The 21,083-nt window shown below is 37.0% G+C and carries 23 protein-coding genes, 1 other RNA gene and 1 riboswitch; of the genes, 2 read left to right on the top strand and 22 right to left on the bottom strand.

Translation table 11 applies throughout. From position 1 onward, the window contains the following. Positions 1-6 precede the first annotated feature (6 nt). The 6 genes from RK02_RS05280 to RK02_RS05305 form a co-directional block, all read right to left on the bottom strand. The gene (locus RK02_RS05280) at positions 7-1,425 is read right to left on the bottom strand and encodes an ABC transporter ATP-binding protein (protein ID WP_016183213.1); all 1,419 of its coding nucleotides are present in this window, start codon (positions 1,423-1,425) and stop codon (positions 7-9) included. Further along, positions 1,413-2,099, bottom strand: a complete 687-nt coding sequence (locus tag RK02_RS05285; protein WP_018451633.1) for an energy-coupling factor transporter transmembrane component T — start codon at positions 2,097-2,099, stop codon at positions 1,413-1,415. The genes RK02_RS05280 and RK02_RS05285 overlap by 13 nt, the downstream gene beginning before the upstream one ends. Next, a complete protein-coding gene (locus RK02_RS05290; RefSeq protein ID WP_016183215.1) occupies positions 2,092-2,691 on the bottom strand; it encodes an MptD family putative ECF transporter S component in 600 nt (199 codons plus the stop codon). The genes RK02_RS05285 and RK02_RS05290 overlap by 8 nt, the downstream gene beginning before the upstream one ends. Positions 2,692-2,799: 108 nt before the next feature. Next, on the bottom strand, positions 2,800-4,218 hold the full coding sequence (gene ffh / locus RK02_RS05295) for a signal recognition particle protein (RefSeq protein ID WP_016183216.1): 1,419 nt from the start codon (positions 4,216-4,218) through the stop codon (positions 2,800-2,802). 18 nt (positions 4,219-4,236) lie between these two features. Next, the gene (locus RK02_RS05300; RefSeq protein WP_016183217.1) at positions 4,237-4,575 is read right to left on the bottom strand and encodes a putative DNA-binding protein; all 339 of its coding nucleotides are present in this window, start codon (positions 4,573-4,575) and stop codon (positions 4,237-4,239) included. Next, positions 4,576-5,046, bottom strand: coding sequence for a 2-thiouracil desulfurase family protein (locus RK02_RS05305; protein ID WP_026231334.1), 471 nt, complete (start codon positions 5,044-5,046; stop codon positions 4,576-4,578). It abuts the gene before it with no gap. Between the two features lie 124 nt (positions 5,047-5,170). Here RK02_RS05305 and RK02_RS05310 point away from each other — a divergent pair, with 124 nt between their 5' ends. Further along, on the top strand, positions 5,171-5,893 hold the full coding sequence (locus RK02_RS05310) for a response regulator transcription factor (protein ID WP_016183219.1): 723 nt from the start codon (positions 5,171-5,173) through the stop codon (positions 5,891-5,893). Then, positions 5,890-7,629 (top strand): ATP-binding protein, encoded by a 1,740-nt coding sequence (locus tag RK02_RS05315; protein ID WP_016183220.1) that lies wholly within the window; start codon positions 5,890-5,892, stop codon positions 7,627-7,629. The genes RK02_RS05310 and RK02_RS05315 overlap by 4 nt, the downstream gene beginning before the upstream one ends. Positions 7,630-7,759: 130 nt before the next feature. Here RK02_RS05315 and RK02_RS05320 read toward each other — a convergent pair whose 3' ends face one another. The 16 genes from RK02_RS05320 to dapB all read right to left on the bottom strand — a co-directional run bounded on the left by RK02_RS05320 (position 7,760) and on the right by dapB (position 21,080). Further along, the gene (locus tag RK02_RS05320) at positions 7,760-8,641 is read right to left on the bottom strand and encodes a phosphate ABC transporter substrate-binding protein PstS family protein (RefSeq protein ID WP_016183221.1); all 882 of its coding nucleotides are present in this window, start codon (positions 8,639-8,641) and stop codon (positions 7,760-7,762) included. 532 nt (positions 8,642-9,173) lie between these two features. Continuing rightward, positions 9,174-10,349, bottom strand: coding sequence for a pyridoxal phosphate-dependent aminotransferase (locus RK02_RS05330; protein WP_016183223.1), 1,176 nt, complete (start codon positions 10,347-10,349; stop codon positions 9,174-9,176). A 13-nt stretch (positions 10,350-10,362) separates the two neighbouring features. After that, positions 10,363-11,004 carry a TIGR01906 family membrane protein gene (locus RK02_RS05335; RefSeq protein WP_016183224.1) on the bottom strand — a complete coding sequence of 214 codons (642 nt, stop codon included), beginning with the start codon at positions 11,002-11,004 and terminating at the stop codon, positions 10,363-10,365. Further along, the gene (locus RK02_RS05340) at positions 11,004-11,771 is read right to left on the bottom strand and encodes a TIGR01457 family HAD-type hydrolase (RefSeq protein ID WP_016183225.1); all 768 of its coding nucleotides are present in this window, start codon (positions 11,769-11,771) and stop codon (positions 11,004-11,006) included. The genes RK02_RS05335 and RK02_RS05340 overlap by 1 nt, the downstream gene beginning before the upstream one ends. Next, entirely contained in the window at positions 11,768-12,382 is a 615-nt protein-coding gene (locus tag RK02_RS05345; RefSeq protein ID WP_016183226.1) for a YutD family protein, read from the bottom strand. The genes RK02_RS05340 and RK02_RS05345 overlap by 4 nt, the downstream gene beginning before the upstream one ends. A 78-nt stretch (positions 12,383-12,460) precedes the next feature. After that, positions 12,461-13,846: a bifunctional metallophosphatase/5'-nucleotidase gene (locus RK02_RS05350; RefSeq protein WP_016183227.1), complete on the bottom strand. Its 1,386-nt coding sequence runs from the start codon at positions 13,844-13,846 to the stop codon at positions 12,461-12,463. Positions 13,847-13,949: 103 nt separating this feature from the next. Beyond that, positions 13,950-14,522 carry an ECF transporter S component gene (locus RK02_RS05355; RefSeq protein ID WP_016183228.1) on the bottom strand — a complete coding sequence of 191 codons (573 nt, stop codon included), beginning with the start codon at positions 14,520-14,522 and terminating at the stop codon, positions 13,950-13,952. 6 nt (positions 14,523-14,528) lie between these two features. Beyond that, positions 14,529-15,506, bottom strand: coding sequence for a nucleoside hydrolase (locus RK02_RS05360; RefSeq protein ID WP_018451631.1), 978 nt, complete (start codon positions 15,504-15,506; stop codon positions 14,529-14,531). Positions 15,507-15,529: 23 nt separating this feature from the next. Next, positions 15,530-15,574, bottom strand: a riboswitch (PreQ1 riboswitch). Positions 15,575-15,720: 146 nt separating this feature from the next. Beyond that, positions 15,721-16,914, bottom strand: coding sequence for an MFS transporter (locus tag RK02_RS05365; protein WP_016183230.1), 1,194 nt, complete (start codon positions 16,912-16,914; stop codon positions 15,721-15,723). A 144-nt stretch (positions 16,915-17,058) separates the two neighbouring features. Beyond that, an RNA gene (gene ffs / locus RK02_RS12115) (signal recognition particle sRNA small type) lies at positions 17,059-17,143 on the bottom strand. A 27-nt stretch (positions 17,144-17,170) separates the two neighbouring features. Then, complete coding sequence (gene tadA / locus RK02_RS05370) at positions 17,171-17,683, bottom strand: tRNA adenosine(34) deaminase TadA (RefSeq protein ID WP_016183231.1); 513 nt, start codon at positions 17,681-17,683, stop codon at positions 17,171-17,173. Between the two features lie 80 nt (positions 17,684-17,763). Further along, positions 17,764-18,102 carry a hypothetical protein gene (locus RK02_RS05375; RefSeq protein WP_016183232.1) on the bottom strand — a complete coding sequence of 113 codons (339 nt, stop codon included), beginning with the start codon at positions 18,100-18,102 and terminating at the stop codon, positions 17,764-17,766. A gap of 134 nt (positions 18,103-18,236) precedes the next feature. After that, on the bottom strand, positions 18,237-18,947 hold the full coding sequence (locus RK02_RS05380; RefSeq protein WP_016183233.1) for a zinc metallopeptidase: 711 nt from the start codon (positions 18,945-18,947) through the stop codon (positions 18,237-18,239). A 74-nt stretch (positions 18,948-19,021) separates the two neighbouring features. Continuing rightward, positions 19,022-19,357, bottom strand: coding sequence for a zinc ribbon domain-containing protein YjdM (locus RK02_RS05385; RefSeq protein WP_016183234.1), 336 nt, complete (start codon positions 19,355-19,357; stop codon positions 19,022-19,024). Positions 19,358-19,567: 210 nt separating this feature from the next. After that, positions 19,568-20,281: a 2,3,4,5-tetrahydropyridine-2,6-dicarboxylate N-acetyltransferase gene (dapD, locus tag RK02_RS05390; RefSeq protein WP_016183235.1), complete on the bottom strand. Its 714-nt coding sequence runs from the start codon at positions 20,279-20,281 to the stop codon at positions 19,568-19,570. A gap of 31 nt (positions 20,282-20,312) precedes the next feature. Then, positions 20,313-21,080, bottom strand: coding sequence for a 4-hydroxy-tetrahydrodipicolinate reductase (gene dapB, locus RK02_RS05395; RefSeq protein ID WP_016183236.1), 768 nt, complete (start codon positions 21,078-21,080; stop codon positions 20,313-20,315). Between the last annotated feature and the right edge of the window lie 3 nt (positions 21,081-21,083).

The following is a 21,083-nucleotide window of genomic DNA, read 5'->3' on the forward strand; positions in this document are numbered from 1 at the left end:
TTTACTTTATTCAGCTATTTTAATTTGCCCTGCTGATAATTCAATTATCTCATCACAGACCTGAGCTAAAAAGGGTTGGTCATGACTGATAATCACAATTAAAACGGGATACTTTTGTTGGAGATATCTTAGCTGTTGACTGACTTGTTGCATCTGTATCGCATCTAATCCGCTAGTTGGCTCATCAAAAAATAAACAGGTTTTTCCTGAAAGAATGGCACTAGCAATGGCTACTCGTTGTTTTTCCCCACCAGACAAGCTTTGGGGATGACGTGATAATAATGCTTGAAGAGACAAAGCCTGCACAATATCCTCAAAGTAATCTAGGCGCTTGGCTTGAAAAGTTAGCTCTTTTTCCACCGTTTCAAAAAACAATTGCAGACTTACCTCTTGGCGAACCAAGAAGCTCTGCGCTAGTAAATCTTTGGGTTTCATGGCTTGATTATTTAAAAGGATATGTCCACTTTTAGGCTTTAACAATCCCGTTAATAATTGAATAAACGTAGATTTACCGGCTCCATTTTCACCAATTAGTCCAATGATTTGCTGATTATTTAAAGCCAGTGATTCAATGGATAGCTGCGGCTGTTTTTGCTTATGATAGGCAAATTGTAGCTTTTCAATTTGCAGATGAACACTTGCAGCTTGAGCGATTGCTGGCATTGTCCCTAAAGCAGTAGGCTCTTTTAAGTGACGTAAACCAAAGGATAATAATTGAGTGCCTGACAAAGCTTTTAATTCTGATGCTGATAGCTCTTGCTTTAACTTCCCCTTTTCTAAAACATAAATACGATCTAATAACTCAAGACAATAGTCTAAACGATGCTCGATTAAGACAACGGCTACTCCAGCTTGTTTTAATTGTTGTAAGGTCTGCTTTAATTGCTCAATTGCCTGCTGATCTAGATTACTGGTCACTTCATCTAAAAATAAGATTTTACATTCTGGTAATAGACTGCTTGCTAGCGCGACTTTCTGCTTTTGCCCTCCTGATAATTGGTACAAAGAATGCGCCAATAATTCGTCAATTTGAAAAAAACTAGCAGACGCTTTGATTTTTTCTTGCATTTCCTCACGAGAAAAACCAAAATTTTCCATTTTAAAGGCTAACTCACTTAAAACCTCACTCGTGAAAAACTGTGATTTTGGATTTTGAAAGACACGACCGATTTTAGCTGCATGACTTTGAAAATCAGTTAGTGGAAACGGTTGATCAAATAACTGTCCTTCTCCTCGGAGCTTTCCTTCAAATAATTCAGGAATTAAACCAGTCAAGATGTTTAATAGCGTTGTTTTGCCACTACCGCTTTTTCCACAAAGTAAGACACACTCACCGGGATAAAGCTTAAAGGCAATATCTGTTAATAAGGTTTCTTCACTAACAGTCTGATAATGAAGATGCTTTAAATCAATCAACGCATCCATAATTGTCCTCCTAATAAACCAAGCACGATTCCAAACCAAAGATAATCCGCTAGACGTAATTGCAAGGGATAAATGCTAGTCTTTTGATGCGTGCTTTGAATGCCTCTTAGCAAACTGCTACTAGATAAATCCATAATCACTTGTTCACTAGAGGAAAGTAAAGGAATAATAAAATATTCAAAAAAACGCCAAGGATGAAAAAGGACACTCCGTTTATTTGGCGCTAATCCACGATATTTCAACGATTGCCAAATTTGCTTGCCTTCAATGATAAGTGTGGGGATAAAGCGAATACAGACGATTAATGGAATCAAAATAAACTGTGGTACCTTCATTTTAGCTAATGCAGCCTGCCATTGGCCAATTGATTTTAAATTCATCGCCAAGCTCATCGTCATTAATAATGGAAGCAAGCGAGCAAGACCTATCGCTAAAAAATCTAAAAGCACTTGTAGCCAGGTATTCCCTACTAGCCAATCTACTTTAAAAAGGCAAACAAGCACCAAATAAACGATAAATTGTCTGTATTTACCAACAAATAATAGCATGATAAAAACCGTCACTAAAAAAGCGGTTTGGATCCTAAAATCAAAAGGAAAAATCAGCAACAAGCTAGCAAACAATAAATACACTAAACTAACTCTAGGATCAATTGCTAAATGTTTTTTATTCATAGATTCGACCAAAACGTGCGGCAAAATGCTTTTGATACAATCCAAAGGCAATCAGCATCCCTACGATGCTACCGATGAAAGTCGCCACTAGGCTAACTACAAACATCTGCTTGGTCACATGTTCAAAAACAAAATGAATATAGGCTTGATCCTTTCCTCTAGCAATCAAAGCATCGATATATGCCTGACGCATAAACCAAAGGGGTAAAATAGGCCCGACTAACCCATAGCTAAAAATCGTATAGCTAAGCATCGTCTTTAATTTAATTGGTAAGGCCGTCTTAAATTGAATTACATCTGCTAAAAGCGCGGCGATAATATTAGGTAAAAATGCCAATGGAAAATGCCCCGTCATTAAAAATAGTAAGCCAATCACACTTCCCATAATCGTAATAGCACCAAAGCGTTGAACTTTAGCAATTAAAATCAAATAAATAAGACCGGTAAACAAAGCCGTTACACCTGGAATCATCAGATTATGAAAGCCTGGAATCGTAAAACGTAAGACCAAAAGACATAGGGCCATAATCATAAAATATAATGCCGTATAAATCCCTGTCGAAATTAAATGCTGTATTTTTAATTGCTGCATAAAAAAACTCCTTTTCTGACAATATAATCTCATTTTAACTGATAACCATTCTCAATGCAAAGCAAAAATTCACTCCACTATCTAGCCAAATAGTGGAGTGCCATTCATTTATTTACGTTTTTTCTTTTTCTTTTTATTCTTTTTAATCATGCGATTCATCGCCATTTTACCAAGCTTTCCTTTGATGCCGCCACCAAACATTTGATCCATACCTGGAATATTAAAGTTGCCATTCGTCATCTGCTGCATCATTTTTTGAGACTCTTTGAATTGCTTGATCATGCGGTTAACTTCCACCACGCTATTTCCTGAACCAGCCGCGATTCTTCGACGACGACTTGGGTTTAACAAATCAGGATTTTCGCGTTCTTCTGGGGTCATCGACATCACAATGGCTCTTTGTCTAGCAATTTGTTTTGGATCAACCTTAATATTTTCGATTCCCGGCATTTGGCTCATTCCTGGAATCATCTTCATCAAATCTTCTAATGGCCCCATGCTCATAACTTGGTCAAGCTGCTCAATAAAATCATTAAAGTCAAAGCTATTTTCCTTCATCTTGCGCGCAAGCTCTTCTGCTTTTTTCTCATCATAATCTTGCTGCGCTTTTTCAATTAAGGTTAATAGATCCCCCATGCCTAGAATTCGACTAGACATACGATCTGGATGGAATACTTCAAGATCGGTTAATTTTTCACCAGTACCGGTAAATTTAATCGGCGCACCTGTGACCGAACGAATCGATAGGGCAGCTCCCCCACGAGTATCCCCATCTAGCTTAGTAATAATCACCCCGGTAATTCCTAGTTGTTGATTGAAGCTATCAGCGACTGTCACCGCATCTTGACCGGTCATTGCATCGACAACCAAAAGAATTTCATTAGGTTGAGCGATTTCTTTGATTTGTTTTAACTCATCCATCAAGGTTTCATCGATGTGTAAACGACCAGCCGTATCGATTAAGACATAGTCATTTTTCTTCTCATGTGCCAAAGCCATCCCTTGACGAACAATTTCAACCGGACTAACATTGGTCCCCATATCAAAGACTGGTACATTTAACTGTTCACCTAAAACTTTTAACTGATCAATCGCAGCTGGTCGATAAACGTCACCGGCAATAAGCAAGGGACGTGCTTTTTCATTTTTGATTAAATGATTCGCTAGCTTACCGGTAAAAGTCGTTTTACCAGCCCCTTGTAAACCAACCATCATGATAACTGTTGGAATTTTTGGTGATTTATTTAATTCAACAGTTTCAGCACCTAACATCTTCGTTAGCTCTTCATCAACAATCTTTACTACCTGTTGTGCTGGTGATAAGCTTTCTAAAACCTCTACTCCAACGGCGCGTTCACGAACGTTTTTAGTAAATTCCTTTACTACTTGTAAGTTTACGTCGGCCTCTAATAAAGCCAGACGAATCTCGCGCATCATTTCTTTTACATCCGCTTCGGTTACTTTACCCTTGCGACGTAATTTACCCATCGCATCTTGTAATCGTTTGGTTAAACTTTCAAATGCCATTTATCAATAATCCTTTCTTTATTCATCAATTTCTTGTAATTCAGTCATAAAACTACGTAAGGTTTCATCTTGTGGATATTTCTCATCAAGATATGCTTGTAGTTGGCTAAAAATCTGCCGACGAACCATATAATCAGAATACATATGGAGTTTTTTTTCATAGTCCTCTAAAATTTTTTCAGTCCGCTTAATATTATCATAGACCGCTTGACGACTGACTTCAAATTCCTCAGCAATCTCACCTAATGAAAAATCATCCGCATAATAAAGCTCCATATAATTCATCTGCTTTTCAGTTAAAAGCGTTGAATAAAATTCAAACAACGCATTCATGCGATTGGTTTTTTCAATTTCCAATTAAAGCACCCCTTGTCTTTTTAATTCCGGTACTTCTTCTTCAGAATAAACCTGAATTTTCTGCATAGAAAAATATGCGGCTGCCACACCATAGCCTTTAACCTTTACGCCAGAAAAGCTACCATCGTAAATCATCGACTTGCCACATGAAGGGCTACGTTCTTTTAAAATGACTATCTGGATATTTTGTGCTTTTAATTTTTGATAAGCAAGCTTGGCTCCTTGCTTAAAAGCTTCCGTCACATCTTCACCGTCTCGATTAATCACTTTAGCTTTTCCTTGCCAAACAGCAAAGCCATCGCCACCAATAATTTCTGCTGGCACTCTAGGAATTGGCAAGTTTCCCAGCACTTCTGGGCAAATTAAAACAGCTTTTTCTGCTTCAAGTAATTCTTCTAGCAGGTTGACCTTTTGCATTTTACCATCATACCGACAGCAAATGCCACCTAAACATGCACTAATGCCTATCATCAAGATGATTTTCCCTTCTACGTAAAGTCTTTTACATTATATCATTGATTAAGTAATTACAATAGTCCTGATGATAAATTCATGTTAAAATAAAACGGAGAATGTAAATAATAAAGGAGAAGTTATGAAACGGGTATTAGTAGTTGACGATGAACCGTCTATTCAAACCTTATTACGTTTTAATCTACAAAAAGAAGGCTATGAGGTCATCTTAGCTGATGATGGAAACGAAGCACTTAAATTAGCCTTAAATGAAACATTTGATTTTATTATTCTTGATATTATGCTGCCAGGCTTAGATGGGATGGATATCACGAAAAAATTGCGTCAAGAAAAGAAAAAAACCCCGATTTTAATTTTGACCGCTAAAGATGATCCGATTGATCGAATTTTAGGCTTAGAAATCGGTGCCGATGACTATCTAACAAAACCTTTTAGTCCACGTGAAGTCTTAGCCAGAATGAAGGCGATTTTTAGACGAATGGAGCCTGTTGAAGTGCCAACTGTAAGCACGCATACACTTGATATCAATCAGACTGAAAAATTACAAATTGGAGATATTACGGCAGATTTAGCGAACTACCAAGTGTTTGTTAAGCAAAAATTAATTACCTTGACCCCAAAAGAATTTGAATTGCTGGTTTATTTTATGCAAAGAAAAGATCGGGTCATCAGTCGAGATACCTTGCTCGATCGAATTTGGCAATTTGATTTTGATGGGCAGACAAGGATTGTCGATGTGCATATTAGTCATTTACGGGAGAAAATTGAAAAAGATCCTAAACATCCTGAATATCTGGTCACCGTCCGTGGTTTTGGCTATAAATTTCAGGAGCCTAGCAAATGAAAAAAATAAAAGAGCATGAATTCATCTTATGGGCAATCGGCTTATTAGCTCTCTATTTACTTAGCTGGCAGGTGATTAGTTATTTTTATAATCAACAAGTCACTTTACAGCAAGCGAATTATCTAAAGCAACAAGCACAAACGCTAATCCGTATCGCTGATGGTCAAAAAGAGCAATTAATCGCACTTAGTGATGACTATGTACAATCAGCTAATGAGCGGATTACCTTAATCGATGCTAAAAACGGTAAGATTATCTATGATACTTTTAATGAACAATTAATCAATGATTTACGTACCACACGCCCTGAGGTTAAAGCGATTATGGATGGTAACACTACTGCTCAGGCCATTCGCTACAGCCAAACCTTAAAAAAAGAATTAATCTATGTCACAGTACCCATTAAGGAAAATCAACAGCTTTCAATGATTTTACGAATTGCTGAACCGACTAGCCTGTTTATTCAGCAGGCTAAAGGGATGAAGCATTCCATCTTTTTGGTCTATCTCATCATGTACGGCTTGATTACACTGTTTTTACTCAGAATTATTCTAAAAAGAAACCAACCCATCCAAACCATTCTACCGATTTTGCGTAAAATGACCAAGCAGCCCAATCAAACCGAACTGATTCTAACCGATTCTAAATATGGTTCTGAGCTATATCAATTAATTAACCAGCTAAACGAAACCTTAAGAGATACCTATCAGGCATATACCGATACCGAAGAACAATTTCAAGCTTTGCTAAAGGAATTGACGATTGGTATTTTTATGATTCAAGCAGATGGAAATTTACGTTTGATGAATCATGCGATGTGCGAGCAACTTGGCTTAGTCCCACCTATCAAGGAAAATCAAGCCTTTGCCAAAGTTATTAATGATCCTCAGCTGATTCAAATGATCTATCAAGTCCATCAAACACAGGGCTTTATTCATCAAGAAATCACCACAGCCCAGACGAAACGTCGTCTTGATATTTCCGTTCGCTTTTTTACTGAGGATCATCAAATTCTAGGTGTCAGCTATGATTTAACCAAAATTCGGCACTTAGAAACAATGCAAAAAGACTTTGTCAGCAACGTTTCACACGAATTAAAAACACCAGTCACCTCTTTAATTGGTTTTACCGAAACCTTATTAGATGGTGCGAAAGATGATCCAGAACTTACCGAGCAATTTTTACAAATTATGCAAAAAGATGCCTTACGTTTACAAGCCTTAATTCAAGAAATCATACAGCTCTCAAAAACGAACGAATTGTTTGCATATGAATCACAAGAGGTTGATTTAAGCTTGCTTTGTCAGCAGATTTTAACTAACTATCAAGAAAGTATTCAAAATAAGCATTTGCAAATTGACTTTGTTGCTCAATCAAATTTAAAGGTGCTAACAAAAAAAGAATTGTTACAGCCTATTTGTAAAAATCTCATTGAAAATGCGATTCAATATGCACCATTAAACAGCCAAATTCAAATTCAGTGGTGCCTACAAGAAAACCATTATCAATTCATAGTGAAAGACAATGGATTAGGTATCGATCCAAAAGAACACGAGCGTATTTTTGAACGCTTCTATCGAGTGGATAAAGCTAGAGCCCGCCATTCTGGTGGGACTGGCTTAGGCTTAGCAATTGTCAAAGATTATACTGAAAAATTAGGCGGCACAGTCGCCATTAAAAGTCAGCTTGGCAAAGGCGCTACCTTTATCATCACCATTCCTTATTTGAAACGATAGAATTTTAAAAGATTGATTTTTCAACCAGTAGTTACTAGTTTTTTAAACTAGTTAGCCATGAAAAATCAATCTTTTTTATCCTCAAAAAAACCTATCTGTTAAACAGATAGGCTAAAAGGGAGATTTACACTTATTTTATTGGTGTCACAATGCCGTCTGCACTGCGTTGTACTTGCATTTTAGTAATTGGTAGATAACCTAAGTCTTTTACTAAAGAATCTTGGACCTCATCAGAAACCATGTAATCTAAGAAAGCTTTTAATTGTTTGTTTGGCTTACCATTTGTATACATGTGTTCATATGACCAGATTTTCCAATCATTTGTTTCAATGTTTTCAGCAGTTGGTTCAACCCCATCAACTGATAAAGCTTGCAAGCTATCATCAATATAAGATAATGCTAGGTAGCTAATTGCACCAGGAGTTGTTGAGACAATCTTTTTCACAGTACCTGAAGAATCTTGTTCTTGGGCTTGGATAGTCGTTGCTCCATTTAAGCCCCATTTTTCAAAGGTTGCACGAGTACCTGAGCCTGCTGCTCGGTTGACTACCACGATTTCTTGATCTTTCCCACCAAGTTCTTGCCAATTTGTCACTTTACCAGTAAAAATATCAATCAGTTGGGCCTGAGTCACATCTTTCACACCAACATTAGGGTTAACCACAGGTGCCATACCAACAACAGCCACTTGATGATCGACTAATTTACTTGCATCGATTCCATCTTTTTCTTCGGCAAACACATCAGAGTTACCAATTTGTACAGAACCATTCATTACTTGGCTTAACCCTGTACCTGAACCGCCACCTTGCACGGTAATTTGATAATTCGCATTTTTAGCAACAAATTGCTCTTGGGCTGATTCGACTAATGGTTGTAAAGCAGTTGAACCTACTGCCACAATGCTCACTTGCTCATCACTTTTAGCCGTGCTTGATTCTGCTCCTTTATTACTGCCGCATCCGGCTAAAAATAATCCTGATAAAAGTAAAACTGCTGCTAATTTTTTCATTTAAAATTTCGCTCCTCTTTAATAATGCTCAATTTTTTATTTTTTGTAGTTAGCTTTGCTTAGCTCTTACAGGATTATCATAACAATTGGATGTAAAAACTTAATGGATTCTATGTAAAAGTTTCTCATAGATTGTAAAGGTTAAGTAAATAAACCAATCCTTATTTTTTCTTAGCTTTTATTTTCTTTTGCTTGCGATACACTTTGTACAAAAGGACAAGATTAATGAAAAGTACGAACCAAATATTCTCAATTAAAAAATCGCCATGTAAAAGAAATTCGATGGTAATACCAAGGATCGAGCCCACTAAAGCAGGAAGAAGCACCTCTTGATACGGATGTTGCTTAAAATAGATATTCAATCGATTCCAAAAAGACTTCATCTAGCTCACCTCGACTACTTTTTCTATATTTTAGCATGATACAATTGGAAATTGCGACCAATAAATCAAGCTTTTCCAATCATTCAAACAAAAAAAATCAACCCACTTTGATCATCAAAGTAGGCTGATTGACAAGACGACAAGCGAACTTAGGCTTTTTCGTTAGCAACATATTTTTCTAAGCGTTGCATCGCTTCGGTTAGTTTTTCCATACTTGCAGCGTAGCTTAAACGAACATAACCCTCTGCCTCTTTACCAAAAGCAATCCCTGGAATAATCGCTAATTGTTGTTTTTGCGCTAAATCGACACAAAACTCAAAAGAATCTTGGTTTAAGCCAGCTGGAATTTTGGCAAAAATATAAAAAGCACCAGATGGTCGAGCAATTTCAAAGCCTAACGCTGACATTTTTTCAAATAAGAAATCACGACGTTTTTGGTATTCGACCTTCATTTCATCTGCATCATTAATCCCTGCTACTAAGGCTTCAACCGCAGCTTTTTGTGAGATGGTTGAAGCGGCAGTTACTAAATATTGATGCACCTTAATCATTTCTTTCGTTAATTCATAAGGCGCACAGATAAAGCCGATTCGCCAACCAGTCATCGCATGCGATTTAGATAAACCATTGATTAAAATCGTTTGTTCTCTTAAATATTCAGCAATCGAAACATGTGTGCCATCATAGGTTAGCTCGCTGTAAATTTCATCACTAATAACAAATACTTCATACTTCTTTAAAACCTCGGCTAAGGCCTTTACTTCTTCACGTGTATAAGTCACTCCAGTTGGATTACTTGGATAATTTAAAATCACAGCCTTTACCTTGTCTTGGTGTTGAATCAAGGCTTGTTCTAAGGTTTCTGGCGATAAGACAAAGCCATTATCGCTAGTATCCATATAAACAGGTGTTGCACCAGCTAGAGTAATCACCGGTTCATAGCCTGGATAAATTGGAGCTGGCAATAAGACTTCATCACCTGGAACTAACATAGAAAGTAAAGCTGCTGAAATGGCCTCAGTTGCACCAACTGTGACTAAAATTTCATTTTCCCAGTTATATTCAACCTGATACTTTTGTTTTAAAAAAGCACTCGCCGCTTGACGAACATCAGCTAAGCCAGACATGCCCGTATAATGCGTGTGATTGTCTGTGATCGCCTGCATTCCTGAATGTTTCACATGCTCAGGTGTCGTAAAATCAGGCTCACCTAAAGTTAATTTTAAAATATCAGGAATAGATGAAACTCGCTCATCAAACTGACGAATTAAAGATACGGCAATTTTGCCAACCTGGGGATTAAATTTCTTTGTTAAATCAACCAAAAGGAACACCTCTTTATTTTTCTTTTAATTGTTTTCTGCCTATTGTATACAATATAGCTAAACTAATCAATAGTAGGAGAAAGAATAGCAAAAAGCATTGCATAAAAAATTGCTCAGTCAGTACATTGATAATTGGATCAGTCGCTGGATCAAATAACCAGTCGCTGTTTCTAAATAAAATTTGATGGAAATAAACAAAAAATTGATCAAATCCAAAAAGCATCAGCACGCATAAAATAACTAAGCTGGCTAAAAGGAGTTGAATCGGTTGAAGGAATTTCCATAATTGGCGTTTTTGCCACAATTTTTTTAAATACAAGATACTTGGCACAAGCCCTAGAATGAAAACAATATAATCGAGAAGAAATAATCGTTTCACCTCATAAAAATGCTTTAAACCTGAAGATGACATCGGAAAATCCGGTAAGACTAGCTTGGTTTGCCAAGGAAAGTTTAAGTAAGCCAAAAGCTGATTGTAATTGGCTAACAATTCTTTCGTTGATAGATTGGCTATTTGGGCAAGCTGATATTTTTCAACATTCCAAGCATAAAGTGGCGTAAAATTAATCGTAAAAGCAATACAGAAGCTTAGAATGGTCAATAATACCAGTGCAAGCATTACCCCTTCAAAGTATGGATATAATTTTAGCTTCATCACTCAAACGTCCATTCATCCAACTCATTTAAGACAAAAGTTGGCGCAACCGGTAAGGAGTCAACATCTTCTTTTTTAGTAAAACCGGTTAAAACTAGCAACGTATCAATCCCATTATTGATGCCTGATTTAATATCCGTCTCGTAGTTGTCGCCTACCATGATCACATCTTCTTTTTTTAGCCCAATACGTGCTAAGGCTTTTTCCATAATGATGGCTTCAGGCTTGCCGATATAAGTCGCTTTTTTTTGGGTTGCAGTCTCGATTAAAGCAATTAAAGAGCCTGCTCCTGGCATTAATCCACGCTCTGTTGGGATATTTTTATCCGGATTGGTACCGATGAAAAAAGCACCTTTTTGGATAGCTAACGTTGCTTGAACAAATTTTTCATAGGTAACTTGACTATCTAGACCAACCACCACATAATCTGGATTTTCTTCCTCCCAAACATAGCCTGCTGCCAAAATTAAATCAATCAACCCAGCTTCCCCAATGACAAATACTTTTTTTCCCAAAGCCTTTTCGTTCATAAAATCAATCGTAGCAAGTGTCGCTGTATAAATGGTTTGGCTATCAACAAAAATGGAAAATTCATTGGCCAAACGCTGTTGAACGGTTTGCGGACTTTTAGTTGTATTATTGGTTACAAATAAAAAGGGAAGATTTTTTTCTTGTAACGTCTCAACAAAACGTTTTCCCGCAGGAATTAATTCTTTTCCTCGATAAATCGTGCCATCTAAATCAATTAAATAACCTTTGTAGCTCATGCTTCCTCCCTTTTTCTAATCACAAAGCCTTTTTTATCTGTGGCTTGTTCTTCTTTGATTTTTTCATTTTTTGGCGCTGTTACCTTACGATTTTTTATTGTAGGCTTGATTTTTTTCTTATTTTTGACTACTTCAGTCTTTTCATCGATATAAGCATTTTGACTATAATTATTTTTCTTTTTATTTTTACGATGCTGAGCCTTTTCTTTTTTAGTCCCTACACGTTGAATAACAAAATAAGCACAACCAAAATTACAATATTCATATAAATAATCTTCTAGGGTATCAATACGCTGTTCAGGCAGTGCTTTTTTATTGTCTACATCAAAAAAGCCTTTTAAACGCAATTGATCATAGCCCCAGTCGCCAACGATATAATCATAACGAGCTAACACATCGCTATAGCGCTCGCCTAATTTTTGCGCATCAAAACCATCACGATGATTCGCAACTAACACATATTGGCGATTACCAATCATATATTCATTTTCAGCAATTCTTGTCACTAGCTCCCCTTTTGTAAGCTCACTATTCTTGGTTTCAGCTTCAATAGCTGCCGCTAGTGTTTGACTATCTTCAAGTTGAGTTGTTGTCTCTTGTTGTTTTTCCATATTTTTCATCACCTAGCTTTGATTATACCTTGTTTTTTAGTGATTGTGTATGTAAAGTTTGGTAAACTTCCTGAAAACTCATTTCACCGGATATTTTTTAGCCAAATAGGCACCAAAATATTCACGTAATAATTTAGGATAGATTAATTCAATTTTGCCAGTTAGCTCTAAGGTCGGGAAAAAAGGCAGATAGACCAAATAATCTAAAGTAACAATGGTATATTTTTTAGACAAATCGATTTTTTCCCCTTGCAAAAAGCCTTGTTGACTTAACGGATCATAACTTAAATCATTACTGATAATCCTGCCAAATTCTGACCCTCTAAAGCCCAAGCCCCTAGGATGATAGTATAATAAAAAGCCCTTATTTTTATGAATCTCACCAGCTAAACGAACTAAATTCTCACCACTTAGCTCAATGCTGACCAGATGCATTAAATGAGGTAGGCATTGGTGCAAATCATATTTATTCACCATTCCTGCCTTCAATTCTTTACAAACTAACCCAGTATTAAATAAAACAACCTCACAATCTCGTACACTTTTTAAACATTCCTGTATCGCATCAATCATTGAAAAGGCTGGTTGATTGAACGGTTCCATCGATAAATCAAATGGCAGCTTAGCCAGCGTTTGTTGGGCCAACAATTCTTGACCAACGGCAAATAACTCTTTTGATTTTAACTCATTTTCAGCAGGCTGCAACAGCGCTGCAACATCATAGGTTACAGCTTTTTTAGCTTTTATTTGTTTATTTTCAATAGTTAAGGTAATTTCACCAATAAAATGACCATATTTTTCAGCTGCAGTCAACAAGGTCTGCCCTACCAGCTTGCCATTGGCGAATAAATGATGCGTATGTCCGCCAATAATTACCCCAATCTCTGGATAACGCTGCGCAATTTTCTGATCCAAACTAACGCCTAAATGACTAATTAAAACAATTACCTCTGCCTGCGTTTTGATTGCTGGTAAACAAGCAGCAAGACACTCTAAAGGATCTTGAATCAACCATCCGTTGGCAGCATAACCAGCTTCAAAAGCCGCAGTCAAACCGATAAAAGCAATCCTAGTCTGCATCTTTGTTTGTATAATGAAATGATCCACACACCAGGTAGGTCGTTTTTTCGTCTTTTGATCAAAAAGATTGGTCAAAATCACTTTAAAATTTGCCTGTTGATAAAGCTGATTTAATTGTTCTTGGCTAAACCCAAGGCCTTCATTATTGCCTATCGTTACTAGATCATAACTGGCCGCATTTAATAATTCAGTATTCGCTAAGCCAGCACTTGCGTCAGTTAAAGGATGCCAGCGATCACAAAAATCACCGACATCAATCGTTAAAACTGTCTCATTTTCTGCTTTAAGCTGCTGCTTACGCTTAGTTAAAAACGCTTGAATGGTTGGCCAATTTTCTAAATGTGAATGAATATCATTGGTATGTAAAAAATGTATTTTTTCCATTAAGCCACTCATTCCTTTCGTTGATAAATTTATCTTACTGCAATCTAGCGAAAACGCAAACCAAAAAAACTCAGCAGGACATCTGCCACTGCTGAGTAAACATCTATGATTTATGAATGAATGCTTGTTTATTGAATGTTTGTTTTAATCGCTTTGGTAATGCCGTCAATACTAAGGTTGCAACAATAACAGCTAATAAGCGATCACAATAATCTGTTACAATCTGTACCAAAATAACGCTAGTAAATTTGCTCAAACCTAGTCCATAAATCATTTGTACGATGATACTTGAACCTGATGAAGTAATTCCTCCGAATAAGAAATAAGTAATCAAAGAAGAGAGAATCGTACCTGGTATCATAATGACTAAGGCTTGTAAAGGCACCTGAAATACCCGTTGGAACCGTGAGTAAACCCAGCCGGCAGCTAATCCTGTACACATTGCTACTGGAATATAATACAAGGAGAACAAATCTGTGGTAATCCCACTTAATAGACCACTAGCTAAACCTGTCAACATCCCATAAAGCGGACCAAGTAAAAAGGCACAAAAAATGGTACCAATACTATCTAAATAAACAGGTAAACGTAAGAAAAGCGCAATATTCGCGCCTACATAATTTAAGGCAACTCCAACTGCCAAAAAAGCTAAAATTTTTACTGAAAAACGTCGCATTTATCCTCATCCTATCTTCCATAATTTTAAATCTTCAGCAATCACTGAAGCGGGTGCATCTAATAGAACGGATAAAAATTGGATAAAAAACTGATCTGGCAAAACTTTGGTCAAAACTTTAGCATTCGCTTTTTTTTGCCAAAAATGGTGGCGATCTACTAAGGTCTGTCCTCTAGCAATCCCTTGTGTCTCCACATCTACAAAAGTGGTGAAGCCTTCACATAATTGCGGTTGAATAAAATACGCTACAGCTAGTGGATCATTAATTACACAGCCTAGAATATGCTCTTGCTGCCAATGAAAATCGAAATAAAATTGTACTAGTCTAGCTAGATATGTCCCCATTTCCGGCTGAACATATTGGCAATAGCTTAATAAATTTGGCGTAAAGACAATCTCTCTAGTGACATCTAAACCAACCATTTCAATTGTTTGATTTAAATTTTGATAAACAGCTCTAGCTGCATGCGGATCACACCAATAATTGTACTCAGCAACTGGCGAACAATTACCATGACTCAAATAAGCGCCACCCATGCTGACAAAGCGTTGCATATTGCTACCGATTGAAGGATTTAACTCTAAGGCCAAAGCAATATTAGTGAGTGGTCCTAAAGCAATCACCGAAAGCTGGGTTGGTTGGGCAAAAATTCTAGCATAAAAAGCTGGTGCTGTTTCTGATTGGATAGGCATATCCACCACATCACTAGCTAATTGACTTTCACCTAAACCATCCATACCATGTGTATCCTGTGCACTAGTGAAATCAACCACTAAAGGTTGGTCAGCCCCCACATAAACAGGGATGTCCAATCGATTACACTTAGCTAGGCAGTGAAAAACATTGCGAACACCGATTTTAGTTGGCACATTTCCACAAACCACACAAATTGCTTTCACCTGTAAATGAGGTGATTTTAAGGCATAGAGTAAAGCTAGACAATCATCAATTCCTGGATCACAGTCAATAATCACTTCATGCATTTTTCCTACCTCCTTTAAAATAGAGATTCTTAGTTTTTTAACCTGGGAAGTTTCCGAACCAGTCCAAGTATGATACTTGATTAGAATGCACCTTCTTATCATAGAAGACTTCCTACTTAATTACAAGCTTTATTTTATAAAAAATAACCAACAAAAAAAGCTTCTTATTAGTTAATCCAATAAGAAGCTTTTCATTCGCATAATTCATCTTTAATTAAGCTTTAATCGCTTTGGCGAATTTTACTACAAAAAATGTACCAATCAATGAAATAATCGCACAAACAATTTGCATAACGATAACATTGCTATATTCCAAAATAAAGCCACCTAATAAACTACCGACTACCCCACCAATCGTAATACTCATCGTGAGATAGGCCTGACCTTTAAATTGATCTTGCGGTTTCATCATTTGGTTGGTGTAATAAACTGAGGCTGGTGTAAACAAAGCAAAAGCACCCATTTGGAAAATTTGGGTAGCATAAAGCATCGGAATATTCATCGCAAAAATCGTCACTGCAGCCTTCACCGTAAAAATGATACTTGAGAAAATTAACAGCTTATGACTGTCAAATCGTTTGACAATTTTGGAGAATAAAAACATTGTTGGAATCTCCACCATAGCAGCTAATGACATCGTCGTTCCTAGATTTTGCGAGTTACCATGTAAGTATTCTACCACTTTAATTAAGTAGCTATTAAACATATTATGGTAGATAAATAGACAAACACTACCAACTAAGACAAAACAAAAACTTGGATATTCTTTAAAGAAATAAGCAAAAGAACCACTAGATGTTGTCGCTTGATTTTCAGCCTCATTTAGACTTTTCTCTTGGCTTAATTTCTTAATAGCTGGAAAACTTAGCATTAATAAAGCAATAATTGCAATGCAAACAAAACTACTAAAAGGAATAACCCAACTCTGGAACTTAGTTAATAAATAACCTAAAATACTTGATAAAATAGCAAATGCTAATGAACCAGTTCCTCTAGCTAGCCCAAAATCAATTTTTGCACCATGACCAATATAATAAAAGCTAAGTGCATTGATTAATGGTTGTAAAACTTGTAGTAAAATATTGGCAACTGTAAAGAGCAAACCAACTAAAAGCAAGTTGCTTGGAACAAAGACTAACGCCATTAAAAATAGCGCTAAACAGGCCACGACCATTAAAATAATCTGGCGAATCGTTAATCGCTTGGTTTGATCAGCAATGGTACTTACATAAGGCTGTAAGAAGCTACTTAAAATGTTGCTGCCTGCTACAATCATCCCAATTACGGCACTATTGAAGCCTTTTGAAATCAGATAGACCGTAGCAAAACTATACAAGGCACAATAACTCATCCAATAACTACCTTGTAACAAACTGTAATTCAGGGTTAGATTCTTCCCTTTCATCATCGACATCCTTCCAAATCCTAATTCTTTTCACCTAGCGTAAGTAAACGCTAAGACGATTTATTATATCACAAACGCTTAAAAATAAAATGAAACATTTATGATAAAATAAAAAAAGCTGAGATCACTCTCAACTTATCAACACTCTTATAATCAGACACATGGAAAGACATGCTTAGTGCTGCTTCCTTCCAGACCTGACACGCTTCACAAGCTTCCCATTGTCCTAGCCTTGCGGCAAATATTATTATATAATATTTTAAATTAAATTGCTAGCATTTTTTTGTTTCTTTTTCTTATTTCTTAATTCTTTAAAAAAACTAGATAGTAATTGGCTGCATTCATCCGCTAAAATTCCTGATTCTACATAGCTCCAATGATTAAAACGGGTATCTGTCGCAATATTTAATAAAGAACCGGCAGCACCGCCTTTAGGATCGGTTGCGCCATAGTAAATTTCATCCACTCTAGCTAATTGAATCGCCCCACTACACATTACACAAGGCTCTAGAGTGACAAAAAGCTGACTACGCTCTAAGCGCCAGCTGCCAACTTTTTCACACGCTTCTTGAATGGCAAATATTTCGGCATGTGCAGTGGCCTGTTGTAAGGTTTCTCTTAAATTATGACCACGGCCAATGATTTGTCCATCTAATACCACCACCGCACCGATGGGAACTTCTGCTTTTTCTCTGGCTAGCAAGGCTTCTTGAAGGGCTTCACGCATAAAAAAATTTTTTTCTGCTTGCGTTAACTGACTCGTCTTTTCCATTTTTCCCCCTAAATATTCTCTCAAAAAAAGAGAATCACTGTTTAGTTTCCTGTTTACAGTCATTCTCTTTTTTATTCAGTTTATTTCTTTAATTGTTGAACAACTTGGCTGACTTTAGTTTTAGCACCATTCGTTGCTTTTTTCACGCTAGCACCATATGCAGCAACTTGTTGTTGGCCTTCTTCAATTTTGCGACCAATATTTACTAAAGATTCGATATCTTTATCACTTAAGCGATCAACCATATCAGATAATACCGCATTACCATTTAGCTTATCATCAACAAAGCGTTTCACTTTTTTACGGTTGGACACTTTTTTTACTTTAGTCATAATTTTATCAGCAACAATAACAGAAGTAACGACACCAGCCACTAAAGTCGTACTCAAGCCGATAGCGATTTTAGTTGAAGTTTTCATACAAATCAGCTCCTTTAATTATCATACATTTATGATAACATAAATAGAAAACATTTTCATTGATGAACCCTTCTATCCCTGACAATTTTTTTCATTTGTCAAAAAAACCAAGGAAAAACTTCCTTGGTTTCAATTTACTCATCTCGACGATTCCCGCCGAATAAAATAATTAGCCTTAATAATTGTAATAGGGTACTTACGGCTGCCGCAACATAAGTTAAAGCCGCTGCGGTTAGTACCTTGCGTGCCATTGGTAATTCTTCTTCATCTAAAAGACCACCTTCCGCTAAAATGCGTAGGGCTCTTCTTGACGCATCAAATTCAACGGGTAAGGTCACCAATTGAAAGATAAAAGCTAACGAAAAAGCAATTAACCCAAGATTAATTAAAAATTGACCACGCATTAATACCCCAATTAAAATCAATGGAATCGACATGGTTGAACCAATATTAGCCAACGGGACAATGCTTGCTCTTAAGCGTAATGGAAAATAATTTTTCGCATCTTGCACTGCATGACCACATTCGTGAGCCGCCACACCGATTGCTGCAACCGAAGTGGATTGCGCTGTTGCTTGCGATAGGCTGAGCATCTTGTTATGCGAATTATAATTATCCGTTAAATCACCAGCAATGCCTTGCACGCCTACATTATGAATTCCTTGATTTTGTAAAATATACTGGGCCGCTTGTGTACCGGTAATATGTTTTTTGCTTAACACTTGATCATATTTGCGGAAAGTACTATTGACATAGCCAGAAGCTGCCATTGAAAGTACCATCCCGATAATCACTAAAATAAAAGTTGGATCAAAAAAGAAACCCATTGGATACATACCGTACATTCAAATCTCACTCCTTTACTAATTCAATTTAACAAACAAACATGAAAAAAATATATCGATCTTTTGAAAAATTTTTAAAGCTTTTTAACAAATTCTGATTTTAATTTCATTGGACCGAAACCATCGACCTTACAATCGATATTGTGATCGCCTTCAACTAAGCGAATATTTTTCACCTTAGTTCCTTGTTTAATGGAACCACTCGCTCCTTTTACTTTTAAATCCTTGATTACAGTAACAGCATCGCCATCTTGTAGAATATTGCCATTTGCATCCTTAACGACTAAACCGCCTGCTTCTTCACTTACTTCTCCTGACCATTCATGACCACATTCAGGGCAAACAAAAAGCCCGCGATCTTCGTAAGTATAGCTTGATTGACAAATTGGACAATGAGGTAATGTTGACATTGAATTCTCCTTTACATCTTTAATACTTTTATCATACTGATTTTTCGCCTTTTTGAAAAGCAAAAACCTCAGCTAAGCTCTATCTTAACATAATCTTGCTAAGCAAAAAAGCCAAGTAAGCCACTTGCCAGTAAAATTTTTGCATTGGCTACTTATTTAAGATAACCCCTTTTTACTAACAAGCGCTACTTGGCTAAAAGAAACTACTAGTTATTTACGCAAATCATCTAAAAATTCTGTTTTTGCGATGGTTTTTTCATCCTTCATTTTGATGATTTTCGCTGGGCTACCTGCAACCACGGCACCGGCAGGAACATCCTCTGTAACCACAGCGCCAGCCGCAACCACAGCTCCTTGCCCGATGCGCACACCTTCTAAAACGACTGCATTCGCACCGACTAAAACATCATCTTCTACAATAACAGGCGTTGCTGAAGGTGGTTCTAATACACCAGCTAACACCGCACCGGCACCAATATGCGCGCGTTTACCTACCGTTGCTCGTGCACCTAAAATTGCCCCCATATCAATCATGGTTTCCTCGCCAACCACAGCCCCAATATTAATGACCGCGCCCATCATTACGACCGCATTTTTGCCAATAACGGCTTGGTCACGAATAAAGGCACCTGGTTCAATTCTTGCATCGACTTTGGTTAAATCTAATAAAGGCACTGCTGAATTGCGACGATCATTTTCTAGATAGCTATCGGTAATTTTTTCTTGGTGCTCAGCTAAAAAGGCCTGAACCTTTTTAGCATCGCCAATAACAAAGTGAAAATTGCCTTCACCAAAAATTTTCACTTCTTCACTGGTTACACCACTTAAATCACCTTGGACATAAGCTTTTACAGGTGTTTGTTTCGTCGCATCTTTAATATATTTTGCTAATGCATAAGGATCGGTAAATTGTAATTCTGACATTTCACTTCTTTTCCTTTCATCTATTTTTTATTTACTCAAGATTATTGGCATTGACTAAATCAGCCATTTGATATTGACCAGCTGGCTGCTTGGCTAAAAAGACAGCGGCCTGCAGCGCCCCTTTAGCAAAGATATTTCTAGATAAAGCAGTATGCTTAAATTCTAAAATTTCATCTTCCCCAGCATAAATGACGATATGTTCGCCAGGAATGGTTCCCCCACGGACCACCGAAATACCTAGTTCGCTGGTTGCTCTGGCCTCATCTTTTGGTGTACGGTCATACACATAGCTTTTCTTTTCCTGACAGACTGCATTAATACTATCAGCCAATAACAAGGCGGTTCCACTTGGCGCATCCTTTTTTTGATTGTGATGTTTTTCAATCATTTCAATATCAAAATCTTCTTCAAGAATTGGCGTCACCGCTTGCAAGGCCTTAATCAAGACATTAATCCCTAAAGACATATTGGCTGAATAAAAGACAGGAATGACTTCACTTGCCTCTTGTAAACAGTTTTTTAAATGCTCATCCAAACCCGTTGTTGCTACTACTACTGGTAAGTTTTTAGCTTTACAATCAGTTAACAAGCGCTCAACTGCACTAAAATGTGAGAAGTCAATAACGACATCGGCTGCTTCTTTCACTTCCGATAAAAAAGTGTAAACCGGAAAATCACTTGGCAATTCTGGTTGCTTGTCTACACCAGCGACTACGGTTAATCCTTCTTTGACTGCAATCAGGCGTTGTAATGCCTGGCCCATTTTGCCATGACAACCGCTTAAGATTATTCTTAACATGTT

The sequence above is a fragment of the Enterococcus columbae DSM 7374 = ATCC 51263 genome (assembly GCF_000406925.1).
Lineage (GTDB): Bacteria > Bacillota > Bacilli > Lactobacillales > Enterococcaceae > Enterococcus_E > Enterococcus_E columbae.